The 15,415-nt window shown below is 74.4% G+C and carries 12 protein-coding genes; all 12 read right to left on the bottom strand.

Translation table 11 applies throughout. The annotated features are described in order from the left end of the window. Positions 1 to 51: 51 nt before the first annotated feature. The 12 genes from M8330_RS03035 to M8330_RS03090 all read right to left on the bottom strand — a co-directional run bounded on the left by M8330_RS03035 (position 52) and on the right by M8330_RS03090 (position 15,394). Positions 52 to 1,383 carry an Nramp family divalent metal transporter gene (locus M8330_RS03035; RefSeq protein ID WP_250826136.1) on the bottom strand — a complete coding sequence of 444 codons (1,332 nt, stop codon included), beginning with the start codon at positions 1,381 to 1,383 and terminating at the stop codon, positions 52 to 54. A gap of 118 nt (positions 1,384 to 1,501) precedes the next feature. Next, positions 1,502 to 2,569, bottom strand: coding sequence for an ArsA family ATPase (locus M8330_RS03040; RefSeq protein ID WP_250826137.1), 1,068 nt, complete (start codon positions 2,567 to 2,569; stop codon positions 1,502 to 1,504). Further along, the gene (locus M8330_RS03045) at positions 2,569 to 2,847 is read right to left on the bottom strand and encodes a cory-CC-star protein (RefSeq protein ID WP_250052777.1); all 279 of its coding nucleotides are present in this window, start codon (positions 2,845 to 2,847) and stop codon (positions 2,569 to 2,571) included. Before M8330_RS03045 ends, M8330_RS03040 begins: the two co-directional genes overlap by 1 nt. Beyond that, positions 2,844 to 4,544, bottom strand: a complete 1,701-nt coding sequence (locus M8330_RS03050; protein ID WP_250826138.1) for a carbon starvation CstA family protein — start codon at positions 4,542 to 4,544, stop codon at positions 2,844 to 2,846. Before M8330_RS03050 ends, M8330_RS03045 begins: the two co-directional genes overlap by 4 nt. A gap of 111 nt (positions 4,545 to 4,655) precedes the next feature. After that, a complete protein-coding gene (locus M8330_RS03055; RefSeq protein WP_250826139.1) occupies positions 4,656 to 5,906 on the bottom strand; it encodes an MFS transporter in 1,251 nt (416 codons plus the stop codon). Further along, the gene (locus M8330_RS03060) at positions 5,903 to 6,616 is read right to left on the bottom strand and encodes a GyrI-like domain-containing protein (RefSeq protein ID WP_250826140.1); all 714 of its coding nucleotides are present in this window, start codon (positions 6,614 to 6,616) and stop codon (positions 5,903 to 5,905) included. The genes M8330_RS03055 and M8330_RS03060 overlap by 4 nt, the downstream gene beginning before the upstream one ends. A gap of 9 nt (positions 6,617 to 6,625) precedes the next feature. Further along, positions 6,626 to 7,930: an MFS transporter gene (locus M8330_RS03065; RefSeq protein ID WP_250826141.1), complete on the bottom strand. Its 1,305-nt coding sequence runs from the start codon at positions 7,928 to 7,930 to the stop codon at positions 6,626 to 6,628. A 225-nt stretch (positions 7,931 to 8,155) separates the two neighbouring features. Then, entirely contained in the window at positions 8,156 to 8,323 is a 168-nt protein-coding gene (locus M8330_RS03070) for a hypothetical protein (protein ID WP_250826142.1), read from the bottom strand. Between the two features lie 99 nt (positions 8,324 to 8,422). Beyond that, positions 8,423 to 9,454, bottom strand: coding sequence for an NtaA/DmoA family FMN-dependent monooxygenase (locus tag M8330_RS03075; RefSeq protein WP_250826143.1), 1,032 nt, complete (start codon positions 9,452 to 9,454; stop codon positions 8,423 to 8,425). A gap of 143 nt (positions 9,455 to 9,597) precedes the next feature. Continuing rightward, complete coding sequence (locus M8330_RS03080) at positions 9,598 to 10,053, bottom strand: 4'-phosphopantetheinyl transferase family protein (RefSeq protein ID WP_250826144.1); 456 nt, start codon at positions 10,051 to 10,053, stop codon at positions 9,598 to 9,600. 69 nt (positions 10,054 to 10,122) lie between these two features. Continuing rightward, positions 10,123 to 11,478 (bottom strand): M1 family metallopeptidase, encoded by a 1,356-nt coding sequence (locus M8330_RS03085; RefSeq protein ID WP_250826145.1) that lies wholly within the window; start codon positions 11,476 to 11,478, stop codon positions 10,123 to 10,125. A gap of 13 nt (positions 11,479 to 11,491) precedes the next feature. Next, positions 11,492 to 15,394, bottom strand: a complete 3,903-nt coding sequence (locus M8330_RS03090) for a Pls/PosA family non-ribosomal peptide synthetase (protein WP_250826146.1) — start codon at positions 15,392 to 15,394, stop codon at positions 11,492 to 11,494. Positions 15,395 to 15,415: the final 21 nt, after the last annotated feature.

A 15,415-nucleotide genomic window follows, 5' to 3' on the forward strand; every position in this document is an offset into this window, starting at 1 on the left:
GAATGATTCTCAGTAGCGAATCCGGGGGGACGCGACCTGCGCCACACCCGGCTACAGCAGCAGGTCGGCCAGCTGGTTGAGGGCCAGGACGCCGAAGAGCGCCGCACAGATCGCGAGGCCGGCGTTCGAGAGCCAGCCGTTGCGGGCACCAGCCGGCACGCGGTGGGTGTTGAGCAGCCACAGCAGCGTGACCGCCAGGAACGGCATGAAGACCGCGCCGAGCACGCCGTAGGCCAGGATCAGGTAGACCGGCTTGCCCAGGAACAGCATGGCCATCGGGGGCACGGTCAGCCAGAGCACGTAGAGGCGGTACCAGCGGCCGCCGAGGCGGTAGGCCGGGGCGTCCGGGTCGACGTCAGCCTCGCCGGCACGCTCGGCACGCTCGGCCCGGACGTGGCCCACGAAGTCGGCGAACATGAGGCTGACGCCGTTCCAGACGCCGATCAGCGACGACATGGCCGCGGCCCAGAACCCGACGAGGAACACCGTGCCCGCCGCCGTCCCGTAGCGCTCCTTGATGACGTCGCCGAGGTCGAGCAGGCCTTGGTCGCCGGAGGAGACCGCGATGCCGGCCGAGTACAGCAGTTCGGCGCCGACGATCAGCGTGGCGATGACGAAGATGCCCGTCACGACGTAGGCGGTGACGTTGTCGAGCCGCATCACGCGCAGGTAGCGGGGCGTGGCCCAGCCCTTCTCGCGCAGCCAGTAGCCGTAGGCGGCCAGGGTGATGGTGCCGCCCACTCCCCCGGCCAGGCCGAGCACGTAGACGAGCGAGCCGTCGGGGATCGTCGGCACCAGGCCGGTGACCATGTCGGGGATGTTCGGCACGGCCAGCACCGCGGCGCCGACCATGGTGACGAACATGAAGAGGACGAGCGCGGAGCAGACCTTCTCGAACAGCCCGTAGCGCCCGAGCAGCACCAGCGCGGCGCCGACGAGGCCGGAGGCGATGCCCCACCAGGTCACCGACACGGCCGGGAACAACGCGTGCAGGGGCAGGCCCGTGCCGGCCATGGCGGCCGCGCCGTAGACGAAGCCCCAGACCACGATGTACGGCCCGAAGTACCAGTGGGTCCAGCGACCGAGGCTCGACCAGCCCTGGAAGATCGTCCGCCCGGTGAGCAGGCTGTACCGCCCGGCACCCTCGACGAGCACGATCTTGAGGAGGACGCCGACGACGGCCGTCCACAGCAGGGCGTACCCGTACCGACTGCCTGCGACCAGCGTGGCCACGAGGTCGGCGGCGCCGACACCGGTCGCGGCGACGACCAGGCCGGGGCCGATCAGCCGCCAGCGGGGCGCCGGGCCGCCCTCGCCGTGCGCGTGGCCGGAGGGCTGGTCGGCCGGCGAGCCGGAGGGCGTGCCGACGGGGGTGCTGCTCACGGGTGGGTCACTCCTGTAGCTGGGGGGGTGGCGCGCCGGGGACGCGGGGGCAGGCTGTGTGGAACGGGCGGGAGGGTGGTCCCGGTCACCGTAGTCGAGGATGTCCGACAGTCGTCGTTCAGTGGTCGCTCCCCGGACGTGCGGGCGCCCGGCCGGTCGCGCCCGCGTCGGGGAGCGCGTCGGGGAGCGGGTCGGGGAGCGGGTCGGGGAGCAGGTCGGCGAGGAGGCCGAGGCCGCTCTCGCCGACCAGGTCGTCGGGCAGGAGAGGCACCTCCTGCACGGACGCGGCGTCGGGCCCGAGCCCGACGACGAGCTCGCCGAGCCACCGCTCCTCGGCCTGGCGGCGGGCGCGCAGCACCGGGCCGTCGTCCGGCGAGCGGCGATTGACCACCACCGAGTCCACCGCGATGCCCAGCTCCCCCAGCTCCGCGTGCAGCGCGAGCGTCTCGGCCACCGGCATCCGCTCCGCGGTGAGGACGAGGCGTGCCCCGCAGCGCGCGGGGTCGACGAGGACGTCGCGCAGCCCCGCCAGCCGGTCACGGCGGCGGAGCAGCACCCGGCGCAGCTCGGCGTCGCGGTCGGCCGTGGGGTCGGTGGCGCGGTCGCCCCCGCCCAGGCCGCGCAGCGCGGCACCGAACCGCTCGGAGCGGTCCCGGTTGGCCAGCAGCGACTCGGTCCAGGTGGTCAGCCGCTCCGGCAGCGCCATGAGCCGCAGGGTGTGCCCGGTGGGGGCGGTGTCGACCACCACGGCGTCGTGGGTGCGCAGCCCGCTGGTGACGACGTCGGCGAGCCGCTCGAGCACCGCGGCCTCGTGGGTGCCCGGTGCGTGCCTGGCCTGCTCGAGGTGCCGGTCGGCCGGCCCGTGCATCCGCTCGGGCAGCAGGCGACGCAGCCTGCCGCGCACGGCCGCGAGGTGCGCGTCGACGGTGGCGGCCGGGTCGATCTCCACCGCGTCCACGTGCCCGGCGCCACAGTCGGCCACCCGGCGGGGCTCGTCACCGAGCTCCGCGCCCCAGGCGTGGCCGAGGTTGTGGGCGGGGTCGGTGGAGACCAGCAGCACGCGGGCTCCGGCGCGGGCCCGGGCGAGCGCGGACGCGCAGGCCAGCGAGGTCTTGCCGACACCGCCCTTGCCCACGACGAGCAGCACGGCCGGGGAGGACGCGGCGGGCCGGCGTGCCCCGGCCATCAGCAGCACCCCACGTGGTCGAGCGGTGAGGCCTCCATGCCCATCCGCCGGTGCCAGGCGTGGAGCTCCGGCAGGGTCGCTGGCAGCACCTCGGCGGAGTAGTAGGCGGCCGGGTCGGGCACGCCGAGGGCCTCCGCGAGCACCACGAGGAGGAACAGGTCGTCCTCCTCGCGGCGCGCGCGGCGCATCGTGGTGCGGTACGGCCCCGCGTAGAACTCCTCCAGCCCGGCCCGGACGGCGGCCCAGCGCTCGCGCAGGCGGGCGGCCGGGCCGGTCACGAGCCGACGTCCTCCAGGGCGCGGCGGTCGTCCTCGTCCGTCTCGACCGGACGACGGCGGGCGTCCCGCATCGCCAGCACGGCCTCGAGGCCGACCCAGACCGCCGCGAGGATGATCACCACGTCGATGCCCAGCAGCAGCCAGTCCCCCGAGTCCCGGAGCGTGCCCAGCTGGAGGATCGCGGCCCAGAACGCCATCACGAAGACGAACGCGAGCGGCACGAGGGCGGGCAGCGGGTTGCGGCCCTTGCGCATCAGCATGACCGCGACGATCGCCAGCGTCAGCGAGGCCAGCAGCTGGTTGGTGGTGCCGAACAGCGGCCAGATCCGCATGCCGCCGTCCCCGCCCGCGCCGGCGCTGAAGGTGAGGCCGACGGCGATGACGAGCACGATGCCGGTGGCCAGGTACTTGCCCACGCGCAGGCCGAGCACCTCGCCGATCTCCTGCACCACGAACCGCTGGAGGCGGACGCCGGTGTCCATCGTCGTGGCCGCGAAGAGGACGGCCATGGTGGCCAGGATCGTGGCCGAGAGCGAGGCAGGGATGCCGAGGCCGGCGTTGATGATGCTGCCGCCGCCCTGCACGAACGCGGCCACCCCGCCCTCGTTGAACGCGGTGTAGACGGCCTGCCAGTCCGCGAGCGTGGCGTAGCCGGCCGTGGCCGCGATGATCGCGCCGAGCGCGAGCAGGCCCTCGCCCACCGCGCCGAAGTAGCCGACGAACCGGGCGTCGTCCTCGCCGTCCAGCTGCTTGGAGCTGGTGCCGGAGGAGACCATGCCGTGGAACCCGGAGATGGCGCCGCAGGCGATGGTGACGAACAGCAGCGGCAGCAGGCCCGGCGTGCCGGCAGGCACCTGGTCGTTCACGGCCGGCGCCACGACGTCGGGGGCGCTGAGCAGGGTGGCGCCGTAGAGGATCGCCAGGCCGACGAACAGCTGCACGCCGTTGATGTAGTCGCGCGGCTGGAGCAGCACCCACACCGGCAGCAGCGAGGCGATGCCGGCGTAGACGAACAGCGTGAGGATCCAGAAGGTGGCCGGCGACATGCCGAGGACCGGGTCCGGCAGGGTGATCGGGTAGGCGTCGCCGAGCAGGATGAGGCCGTACAGGGCGGCCACGCCGAGCACGGTGGTGAGCAGCAGGCTCACGCCCCAGCGGTAGATCATCTGGCCGACCACGAGGGCCACCACGATCGCACCCCACGCGGGGATCACCGCGGACGGTGTGGAGAGCAGCAGGTTCTTGATCACCACGGCGAACGCCGCGACGACCATGAGCAGCAGCAGGTAGATCACGACCAGGAACAGGTTGCGGCCCCGCGCGCCGATGTAGCGGCCCGAGAGCATGCCCATGGAGCGGCCGCGGTTGCGGACCGAGGCCCACAGGGCGCCCAGGTCGTGCATGCCGGCGAAGAAGACGGTGCCGAGCGTGACCCAGAGGAACGCCGGCAGCCAGCCCCAGATGACCGCGACCGCCGGGCCGACGATGGGCGCCGCGCCGGCGACCGACGTGAAGTGGTGGCCCCACAGCACGTACTTGTTGGTCGGCACGAAGTCCACGCCGTCGCGCAGCTCGTGCGCCGGGGTGGTGAACTCCGGGTCGAGCCGGTAGACGCGCCCCGCGAGGAAGCGCGAGTAGAGCAGGTAGCCGCCCGCCAGCATGGCGAGCCCCACGATCAACAACCACAACGACGACATCAGGGGCCTCCGAGCAGACTCCGGGTGGACGAGCAGCGGCCGACGTCCGTCAACCGCGTCCTCACCCTAGCCGCCGTCCTGTGACCCCGGTCACCGCCCCTGGGTGCGTCCTCAGCCGCGGGCGCGTCCACCCGCCAGCCACAGGACGGGCACCAGCGCCAGCGAGAGCAGCCCGGCCGCCAGGGCCAGCACGGCGTAGCCGGCGGCTCCCATCACCAAGCCGGAGGCCAGTCCTCCCCCGGCCCCGGACAGCGCCACGAGCACGTCGATGCTGCCCTGTGTCCGCCCCCGGTTGGCGGGGGTGGTGGCGTCGACGACGAGGGCGGTGCCGGAGATGAGGCCGAGGTTCCAGCCGAGCCCCAGCAGCACCAGTGCCAGGACGAGGAGGGCGAGCGAGTCGCCCGGCGCGAGTGCGGCGACGAGCCCGGCGGCGAGCAGCACCAGCCCGGCCCCCGCGGCCACGGGCGTGCGGCCCACCCGGTCGACCAGGCTCCCCGTCACCAGCGACGGCAGGTACATGGCGGCGATGTGCAGCCCGATGACGAGCCCGACCTGCCCGAGGTCGTGGTGGTGGGCGCGCATGTGCACCGGGGTCATCGTCATCACCGCGACCATCGCCATCTGGGTCACGACCATGATCGTGGCGCCCACCCAGGCCCCGCGACCGGGCCGCTCGGCGTCGTCCACCGGCACGGCGTCCGCCCCGGGAGCGGCGACCTCGAGGCTACGGGCCAGCAGGAGCGGGTCCGGGCGCAGCAGCGCGACGAGGACGAGGCCCGCCGCCGCGTACGCGACGCCACCGAGCAGGAACGGCCCGGCCAGCGACGGCAGGCCGAGCGCCACCGCGAGCCGGCCCAGCGGCTCGACGAGGTTCGGCCCCGCGACGGCGCCGACGGTGGTGGCGACGAGCGCGACGCTGATCGCCCGCCCGCGGGACGTCGGCGTGGCCAGGTCGGTGCCCGCGTACCGGGCCTGGAGGTTGGTGGCGGTGCCCGAGCCGTAGACCACCAGCGCGACCAGCAGCAGCGGGACCCACCCAGTGGCCGCGGCCGCCACCACCCCGGTGGCGCCGAGGCTGCCGAGGCCGAAGCCGAGCCCGAGGCCCACGCGCCGCCCGGCGCGCTGGCTGACCCGGCCCACGCCGTAGGCCGCGCCGGCACTGCCCAGCGTGAACAGTGCCGTCGGGATGCCGGCCAGGTTCTCGCTGCCGAGCATCTCCTGCGCCAGCAGCGCGCCCACGGTGACGCCGGCCGCGAGCCCGGCGCCGCCGAGCACCTGCCCGGCCACGACCACGCGCAGCGTCCGGCGCTGCACCTGCGCGCGCAGCTCCTCGTCGGCCTGCGCTCCGAGATCAGTCGTCACGAGCCGATCCTCGGGGAGGGATGCTCCGCCTGACCAGTCGCCGCGCGGACGGGCTGGCGGAGCACCGTGCGCAGCCGCTCCGGCGCCGTGCGCCGCGGGTCACCCAGGTAGACCTCGTGGTGCGGGCCGTTCCAGGTCAGCCCGGCCTCGGGCATCACCTCGTCGTGGAGCAGTGCCAGCGTCGGTCCCTCCTCGTCGTAGGGCCCGACGTGCAGGGTCTGGAGGCAGCGTCCCTCGTCCAGGGTGAGCACCCGGACGTCCCCGGTGGGCACATCGGGCCTGCGGGTCGCGGCCGTCGTGCGAGCACGGTCGAGGGCGGCGTCCACGTCGGTGTCGGTGACCGCCGTGCCGACGAGCGCCGGACCGATCAGCGCCGGCCCCATCAGCGCCGGGTCGGGCAGGGCGATCAGCATCGTCCAGTCCCACTCGTCCTTGCGGCGCCCGGTGAAGGCCGTGGGGTCGGCGCTGGTCCACAGGCCTTCGAGCGGCGCGACGACCGCGTCGATCCCGGTCGCCTCGCGCAGCCCGAGCTTGGTGGCGTAGGCCAGCGTGTAGAGCGCCCCGACGGCCACCGCGTACACGGGGGCGGTGTTGGGGTCGCCGTGGCCGTCGACGGCCAGGTACCGCAGCGGCGGCACGTCCACCTCCGCCCAGTGACCGGCGCGAGGGCGGTAGAGGTCGGCGCGGATGCTCTTCGGATCGACCTTCACGGGTCGATCTCAGCGCACGGCGGCGCCGCCCGTCACGCCTACGGTGCCCACGTTCCCGGTGGCGGAGGGAGCCGGCAGGACCACGGCCTCCGAGAGCGCGCCGCGCCAGCGCAGCAGCACGCCGGAGGCCAGCGCCGTCGCGACGGCGACCCCCGAGGCGATCACCAGGATGCCCGCGGCCGCCCCGGCCGCGGTGACCAGCGGCGAGCTGAGCGCGATCGTCAGGCCCGCGGTGCCGTAGCCCAGGATGTTGAAGACGGCCAGGACGCCGGTGAGCCGCGTGAGGTCGCAGGTGCGCCGCGCGGTCGTCAGCGCGACCGACTGGCTCAGGCCCTGGGCCGCACCGGCACCGACCGCCGCGACGAACAGGGGCACGACCTGGTCGGTCAACACTCCCACCAGCAGCAGGACCGCGCCGCCGAAGCCGCAGCCCAGCGCCGTCCACGCCTGCGCCAGGGTCGGTGCCCCCGCCAGCACCAGCTGGCCGGTGAAGGCCCCGGCGAAGACGATGAACACGAGCAGGCCGGCGACGGTCGCACTGTCGTCTCCGAGCAGGTCGCGCAGGTAGGCCGAGCCGATCGACTGGAACACCGCAGCGGCCACGCCGCACGAGATCATCACCGCGACGCCCATGAGCAGCGCGGTGCGGCGCAGGTGCTCGGGCACCATCGGCGGCCCGGCGGGCGCGGGCTCCTCCTCCACGTCAGCGGGCCCAGTCGACCCAGCGGACTCGTGGGAGGGGGACGCTGCCGGCGCCGGGGCGGCGGCGAGGCGGCGTCCGACCCACGCCCGCTCGCCCAGCAGCAGGGCGAGCACCGCGACCAGGCCGACCGCCTCGACGGCGAACACCAGCCGCGTCGGGGCCGGCGCGTGGTCGGCCAGCAGGCCCGCCACGATCGACCCGCAGGCGAACCCGGCCGACAGGATCAGTCCCGCGACCCGTGGCGCCCGGGGGACGCCCCGCGCCTCGAGCCGCCCGGTCATCGCCGAGGCACCGCAGGAGAGCACCAGCCCGACCGAGAGGCCGCAGACCAGCCGGGCCACGCCCAGCAGCCACGGCCCGGACGCCACCAGGAACCCCGCTGAGGAGAGGAGTCCCAGGGTGCAGGCCAGGGGCAGCAGACGCTCGGCGTCGACCCGGCGGCCCAGCGCCCGCACGGTCAGCAGCGCCGCGAGGACGCCGCCGGGGTACACGGCGAAGAGCAGGTTGATGACGCCCTCGTCGAAGCCCATCTCCGCCTGCCACAGCGGGTAGACGGGGCTGGCCATGTTGGACAGCAGCAGGGTCACGAAGCAGGCGAGGACGACGGGCACCGGCACAGCCTGCACGAGTCGTGTTTCGGGCTCGGTCCGCCGGCGACGTCCGCCCCGCCGCCGACGCCGGACGGGCGCGGAGGCGGGGCGGGCCGGGTGCGCGCGGCGCGGCGCGATCAGCGCCCAGCCAGGCCTCGGCGCAGGTCAGAGGGGCGAGGACACCCTGGACGAGCAGCGCAAACGAGAGTTCACCCCGACGCCGCCCCGGCCCGGGACCCGAGCGGTTCAGAACTCCCGCAGCGTCCCCCGCAACGTCGGCTGCGCGTACTCGCTGCGCACCACGCCCCGCCGCTGGAGGGCGGGCACCAGGCCGTCGACGACCTCGTCGAGGTAGTGCCGCGTCGGGGTCAGCGAGGTCAGCAGGAACCCGTCCCCGCCGATCTCCTGCATCATCCAGGCCATCTTCTCGGCGACGTGCTCGGGCGTGCCGACCAGCTCCGCCTCGTCCGCACCCGCCCACGCGCCGACGGCCAGCTCACGCAGCGGACGGCGCTAGCTCACCATGTCGTGGAGCTGGCCCTGGTGGCCGTTGGTGGTGAGGTCCTCGGGCAGTGGCTCGTCGAGGTCGAACTGCGAGAAGTCGGTGGTCGTGACGCTGGCGAGGCTGGAGAGGCCGAAGTCGATGAACCGGTCCCGCTCCTCGACGGCCAGGCGCGCCTTCTCCCGGGCGATGGTGTCGGACTCCCCCAGGATCGGCTCGACCAGGAACATCACCTTGATGTCGTCGGGGTCGCGCCCCTGGTCGGCCGCGTGCGCCCGGATGCTCTCGCGCAGGCGCTTCATGTCGGCAATGCTCGAGCCGGTGGCGATGATCGTGTCGGCGTGCTTGGCCGAGAACCGCTGCCCGCGCGGGGAGACGCCGGCCTGCACCAGCACCGGGTGGCCCTGCGGCCCCGGGATCGTGTTGAGCGGCCCCCGCGTGCGGTAGTGCGGACCGTCGTGCTCGGGCACGCTGACCTGCGAGGCGTCGACGTAGACCCCGGACTCGCGGTCCATCACGACGGCGTCCTCGCCCCAGGAGTCCCACAGCGCCCGAACCGCGGCGATGAAGTCGTCGGCCATGTCGTAGCGGTCGTCGTGGCGGGCCTGGCCGTCGTGGCCGAAGTTCTGCGCCGCGCGGTCGTTGGAGCCGGTGACGACGTTCCACCCGATCCGGCCGTGGGTGGTGTGGTCGAGCGTCTGCATCAGGCGCGCGAGGCGGAACGGCTCGACCTCGGAGGTCGCCACCGTGGCGATGACGCCGAGGTGCTGCGTGGCCGCGCCCACCAGGGTCGCGAGCACGGTCGGGTCGTGCTTGGGCGCGCGCTGGCCCCACTTGAGGTAGACGTCCATCGAGCCGCCGTAGACGTCGGGGACGTAGTTGCTGTCCTCGATCATCAGGTAGTCGAATCGGCCGCGCTCGAGCGTGCGGGCGAGGTCGACGTAGAAGCCGCCGTCGAGCCAGGCGGTGTCGGAGGTGCCGGACCACTCCCGGTTCCACGACGGCACACGGAAGCCGTCGAGGAACCAGCCGAGGTGAAACATGGATGTGCTCCTTGCGAGGTGGGGACGCCGGGACCGTCCGGCCCGGTGCCCGCACCCTCGCCGCCGCACGTTGCGGGCGAGGTCGGCTGCGGTGAGCGGCGCTTTGCGCGGCTCCTCGTGCCCTCCCCGCGCGGCGCGAGCGGCTAATCCGCCGCAGGCACCAGCCGCACCCGGGGCACCGCGTCCAGCAGCACCACCCTCGCCACGTACCCGGGTAGGGGGACGTCGGCCTCCCGGCCGAGGCCCGCGGGCACCGTGCCCGGGCCGCGCCGCAGGCCCTCCCCCGTCGCCTTGAGGACGGCCTCGAGCCGCACCCAGTCGGGCAGTGCACCGATGCCGGGCAGGTCGGGCGCGGCCGCGTCGTCGGGCTCGGCGTCGACGCCCACCGCCCGGCCGTCCTCGGCGGTGGCCAGCAGCGCGAGGCCCGGCGCGTAGGCCAGGGAGCAGAGCCGGCCGTCGGGGTGCCGCGGGCGGCCGTGGTCGCTCGACCCGCAGTGCGCGCACAGGCGGAGCAGCCCCGGCCAGGCCTCCGCTGCTGCCGCTCGCATCGCGGCGCGTGGGGTGCCGGGGAGCGTCAGGGCGCGGACCTCGACGGTCATCGGCCTCGGTCTCGCGACAGGACTTCGTCCTTCCTCGACCATCGGCCCCTCCTCGACCACCGGCCTAGCTCACTGGGGGAAGGGCGGGAGGTCCGTCTCGTGCAGCCAGGGCCGCAGCAGGACGGAGGCGTTGACGCCCGTCTCCTTGCTCGCGTGGGCGAGGAAGTCCTCGGTGGTGACCGAGGCACCGGCGAAGTCCTTCACCCAGGCGCGGAGCATGGCGAAGAAGCGCTTGTCGCCGACCTCCACCCGCAGGGCGTGCAGGGTGAGCGCGCCGCGCTTGTAGACCCGGTCGTCGAACATCAGGTCGGCGCCGGGGTTGACCAGCAGCAGGTCCTCGGGCTTCTCCTCCAGGCCGCCGTAGTAGCGGGCGGCCTGCTGGGCGGCGGTGGGTCCGCCGGAGGCCTCCGACCACACCCACTCCGAGTAGCAGGCGAAACCCTCGTGCAGCCAGATGTCCTTCCAGTCCCGCAGCGTCACGGCGTTGCCGAACCACTGGTGGGCGAGCTCGTGGGCGATCAGCCGGGTCGCGTCCCAGTCGCCGCGGACGAGGTTGCGACCGAACGTGGAGAGCGTCTGGGACTCCAGCGGGATCTCCAGGTCGTCGTCGGTGACCACGACCCGGTAGGAGTCGAACGGGTAGGGCCCGAAGTGCTCCTCGAAGACGTCCACCATCTCGTGCTGGCGGCCGAAGGCGTCGTGGAACGCCGCCCGGTCGAGGTCGCCCGCGACCACGGAGACCGGCACGCCGGAGGCGGGCTTGCCGGGGAGCTTCCAGTCCCGGTAGCGGCCGATCTGCACGGTGGCCAGGTAGGTGGCCATCGGCTGCTTCTGCTCCCACACCCAGGTCTCCGAGGAGCCGCGGCGGGTGTGCTTGGCGAGCTCGCCGTTGGCCTCGACGCGGTAGCCCGCGGTGACGGTGAGGGAGAGCCGGTAGGTGGCCTTGTCGTCGGGGCGGTCGTTGCACGGGAACCACGTGGGCGAGCCGTGCGGCTGGGCGGCGACGATGACGCCGTCCGTCAGCTCCTCCCAGCCCGCGTCACCGAGGTGCCGCGTGACCAGGGGCTTGGGATGACCGGAGTAGCCGACGGTGACGGTGAGCCGGGTGCCGGTCTCCACGTCGTCGTCCAGCGCCAGCACGAGACGGTGCGACCGGGCGGAGAACTTCTTCAGCGCCGGCCCGCGCTTCTTGCGGCTCGTCTTGTCGCTGGCCCAGCCGGCGGCGAGCTTCACCTTCTGCGCGGCGAGGTGCGCGAGGTCGAGGACCAGACGGTCGGTCTCCTCGAGCACCTCGACGTCGAGGGTGGCGCGTCCCTCGAGCCGGTTGCTCTCGACGGCGTAGGTGAGGTCCAGGTCGTAGTGGCGGACCGCGAACGAGGGGTCGCCGTGCCCGGGCAGGTAGTCGTCGGCGGTGGGCAGACCCATCACGAGAGGACCCTCATGACACGACCCAGGGGCCGATGGGATTGCCGATCCACACCGTCTTGTCAGGCAGGCTCTCGCCCCTCATCACCAGCGACACGGGCCCGACCGTAGCGTGCCGCCCGATCGCGGCCGCGGGCAGGATCACCGAGTTCGGGCCGAGCGTGGCGCCCGCCTCCAGGGTCACGGTGTCGCAGGCCAGCACCCGGTCGTGGAAGAGGTGCGTCTGCACCACGGTGCCGGCGTTGACGACCGCCCCGTCACCGAGCGTGACCAGGTCGGTCTCGGGCAGCCAGTAGCTCTCGCACCACACACCGCGGCCCACGGTGGTGCCCAGCGAGCGGAACCACAGCGTGAGGAGCGGGCTGCCGGTGGCCAGACGCGCGAACCAGGGGGCGGCGACGGACTCCACGAACGTGTCGGCCAGCTCGTTGCGCCACACGAAGGAGCTCCACAACGGGTGCGTCCCGACCCGGTGCCGGCCGACCAGCAGCCACTTCGCCACGGTCGCCGAGGCGGCCGCCACGAGTCCGGCGACGACCAGGCCGGCGACGGTGACCAGGACCGCCTGCCACCAGCCGCCGTGCATCCACGCCAGCAGCGCGGTCGAGGCCACGGCCGCGTGCAGCAGCACCCCGAGCAGCACCGGGAGCACGCGGGCGGCCTCCCAGCAGCCGCGTGCCAACTTGAGCGCGCGGGAGGGGGCGTAGGTGCGGGAGTCGTCGGACTCCTCCGCCGCCCGGCGCAGCGGTGCCGGCGGCGAGCCGACCCAGGACTCGCCCTTCTCGGCGGTCTTGCGTCGGGGCGCGGCCGAGAGTACCGCGACGAGGCTGTGCTTGGGGACCTTGCGGCCGGGGGCGGCCATGCCGGAGTTGCCGACGAAGCCGCGCTTGCCGACCTTCACCCGCTCCACGCGCAGCCAGCCGCCGCCCAGCTCGTAGCCGCCGATGAGGGTGTCGTCGGCGAGGAACGCCCCGTCGCCCACGCTCGCCATCGCGGGCACCATCAGCACGGTGGACGCCTCGACGTCCTCGCCGATGCGGGCACCGAGCAGGCGCAGCCACACGGGCGTGAGCTGGCTGGAGTACAGCGGGAACAGCCAGGTCCGTGCCTCGTCGAGGGCCCGGACCGTCGCCCAGACCCGCAGCGCCTCGCTGCTGCGGACCGGGTAGACCCCGGCCGCCAGGCCGGCACCGCAGGCCCGGACGAGCGCGAGGACGGCCAGCGCGAGGAGCACGATCCCGATCAGCGCCCCGGGCACCAGCCAGGCCAGCAGGGTGCCGAGCGCGGCGCCGGTGGTGCCGGCCTCCCGGACCCCGGAGACGGCCAGGACGACGAGCCCGGCCAGCGCCGTCGCGAGCGCCGGCAGCAGGCCGATGAACAGGCCGGTCGCGCCGTACGCGGCGACCCAGGCGCGGCTGGAGGACGGGCGGTTGTCCCACGGGCCGCGGGCCCGCTTGCGCATCTTGACCGCGGGGGCGCCGGACCAGAACTCACCGGCCGGCACCCGGCCGAACACGGCGGAGCCGGGCGCGATCTCGGCCTCCTCCCCCACGTCCGCGCCGGGCAGGAGGCTGGAGCGGGTGCCGACCCGGGCCCGCTTGCCCACGCGCACGTCGCCGAGGTGCAGGACGTCGCCGTCGATCCACGCGCCGGTCAGGTCGACCTCCGGCTCGATGGAGGCGCCCTTGCCGAGGGTGAGGAAGCCGGTCACGGGAGGCAGGGAGTGCAGGTCGACGTCCTTGCCGACCCGGGCGCCCAGCAGCCGGGCGTACCAGGTCATGAAGGGGGCGCCGGTGAGCGCGGTGGCGCCGACCTGGTCGACGGCGCGCTCGGCGACCCACAGCCGCAGGTGCACCTGACCGCCGCGCGGGTAGCGGCCGGGCGCGACGCCCCGCAGCAGGAGCCGGGCCAGGCCGGCGCCGAGGAGCATCCGGCCGGGCGGGGTCAGGAAGACCAGCGTGCCGACGACCAGCAGCCACCACGGCGCGAGCGGCAGCGCCGTCACGCCCAGCAGGTGGCCGGCCGCGGCGGCGAGCAGCGTCCAGGTGAGGTAGCGCGGGGCGGCCAGCGCGCGGAGGCCGACGAGGGCCGCCACCTGCCCGGCCTGGGTCTTGCGCGGGATCGGCGGGACGTCGCGGTCGGCGAGATTGGCGGGGCTGGCCAGGGAGTCCAGGTAGCCGGCCAGGCCGGCGACCGTCGGGTGGTCGTAGAGGTCGCCGACCGTGATCTCGGGGTGCTCGCGGCGCAGCAGGCCGATCACCTGGGCCGCGGCCAGCGAGCCTCCTCCGAGGTCGAAGAAGTCGTCGGTGCCGCGTTCCGGCCCGGCACCGAGCACGTCGGCGAAGACCTCGGCCACACGAGCGGCGGTCCCCTCCAGGTCGCCCGCGGCGGCCTCGGACGCCCCCGCCCGGCGCTCGAGCGGCCACGGCAGCGCGTCGCGGTCGACCTTGCCGGAGGTGCGGGTGGGCAGGTCGTCGACCTGGGCCAGGCGGGGCACGAGGGCGGCGGGCAGCGCGGCGCGCAGGCGCTCGAGGGCGGACGCGGCGTCGAACCGCTCGTCCACGACGACGTAGCCCACCAGCAGCTGGTTGCCGGCCTTGGAGCGACGCACGGCCGCGGCAGCGCCGAGCACGCCGGTCTGGGCGAGCAGCGCGGCGTCGATCTCGCCCAGCTCGATCCGACGTCCGCCGAGCTTGACCTGGTCGTCGGCGCGGCCGCCGAACAGCAGACCGGTGGAGTCCTTCACCACCAGGTCGCCCGAGCGGTAGGCCCGGTCCCAGCCGAGGCTCGGCATCGGGGCGTACTTCTCGGCGTCCTTGGCCGGGTCGAGGTAGCGGGCGAGGCCGACGCCGCCGATGATCAGCTCGCCCGTCTCCCCCTCGGCGACCTCCTGGCCGTCCGTGTCGACGACGGCGAGGTCCCAGCCGTCCAGGGGCAGGCCGATGCGGATCGGGCCCTCGGCCTCCACCAGCGCGCCGCACGCGACGACGGTCGCCTCGGTGGGGCCGTAGGTGTTCCACACCTCGCGTCCGGGGCGCACGAGCCGCCCGGCGAGCTGAGCGGGGAACGCCTCGCCGCCGGTGATGAGCAGGCGGACCTTCTCCAACGCCTCGTCGGGCCACAGGCTGACGAGCGTGGGCACGGTGGAGACGACGGTGATGTCGTTGGCGACCAGCCAGGGGCCGACGTCCATGCCCGACTTCACCAGCGCGCGGGGTGCGGGCACGAGGGTGCCGCCGTAGCGCCAGGCCAGCCACATCTCCTCGCAGGAGGCGTCGAAGGCGACCGAGAGGCCGGCCATCACCCGGTCGTCGGGGCCGAGCGGTGCGTCCTGGAGGAACAGGTGCGCCTCGGCGTCCACGAAGGCGGCGGCGTTGCGGTGCCGGACGGCGACGCCCTTGGGGGTGCCGGTGGAGCCGGAGGTGAAGATGACCCAGGCGTCGTCCTCGGGCATGGGGTCGACACGCTCGCGCGGCTCGCGGCCGGCGGCGTCGCGGACCTCGACCTGCAGGTCGGCACCGATGATCCCCGCGACCCTGGCCTCGCCGAACACCAGGCGGGCGCGCTCGTCGGGGTCGTCGACGTCGACCGGCACGTAGGCGGCTCCGGCGAGCAGGGTGCCGACGATCGCGAGGTAGAGGTCGGTGGTGCCACTCGGCACGCGGACGCCGACCTTGTCGTCGGGTCCGATGCCGAGCCCGGCCAGCTCCTCGGCCAGCGTGGTCGCGGCCTCCATCATCTCGGCGTAGGTGAGCTGCTCGGTGCCGGCGTGGAGCGCGACGGCGTCGGGGGCACCCGCCGTGGTGGCGTGCAGGACGTCGATCAGGGTCCGGGTCGCGGGGGCGCGGTCGCCGGCGCGCAGTGGGTCGCCCGTCGTCCCGCCCGTGCTCCTGTGCGCGGCCTGCTCCTCGGTCACCTGTCCCCTCTCCGCGTCCGC

The organism is Nocardioides bruguierae (assembly GCF_023656415.1).
GTDB lineage: Bacteria > Actinomycetota > Actinomycetes > Propionibacteriales > Nocardioidaceae > Nocardioides > Nocardioides bruguierae.

Excerpts from the sequence above, each read along its gene's own strand:
- M8330_RS03040 (WP_250826137.1), bottom strand. The coding sequence starts at position 2,569 with ATGGCCGGGGCACGCCGGCCCGCCGCGTCCTCCCCGGCCGTGCTGCTC.
- M8330_RS03080 (WP_250826144.1), bottom strand. The coding sequence starts at position 10,053 with ATGACCGTCGAGGTCCGCGCCCTGACGCTCCCCGGCACCCCACGCGCC.
- M8330_RS03070 (WP_250826142.1), bottom strand. The coding sequence starts at position 8,323 with ATGATGCAGGAGATCGGCGGGGACGGGTTCCTGCTGACCTCGCTGACC.
- M8330_RS03050 (WP_250826138.1), bottom strand. The coding sequence starts at position 4,544 with ATGTCGTCGTTGTGGTTGTTGATCGTGGGGCTCGCCATGCTGGCGGGC.
- M8330_RS03075 (WP_250826143.1), bottom strand. The coding sequence starts at position 9,454 with ATGTTTCACCTCGGCTGGTTCCTCGACGGCTTCCGTGTGCCGTCGTGG.
- M8330_RS03085 (WP_250826145.1), bottom strand. The coding sequence starts at position 11,478 with ATGGGTCTGCCCACCGCCGACGACTACCTGCCCGGGCACGGCGACCCC.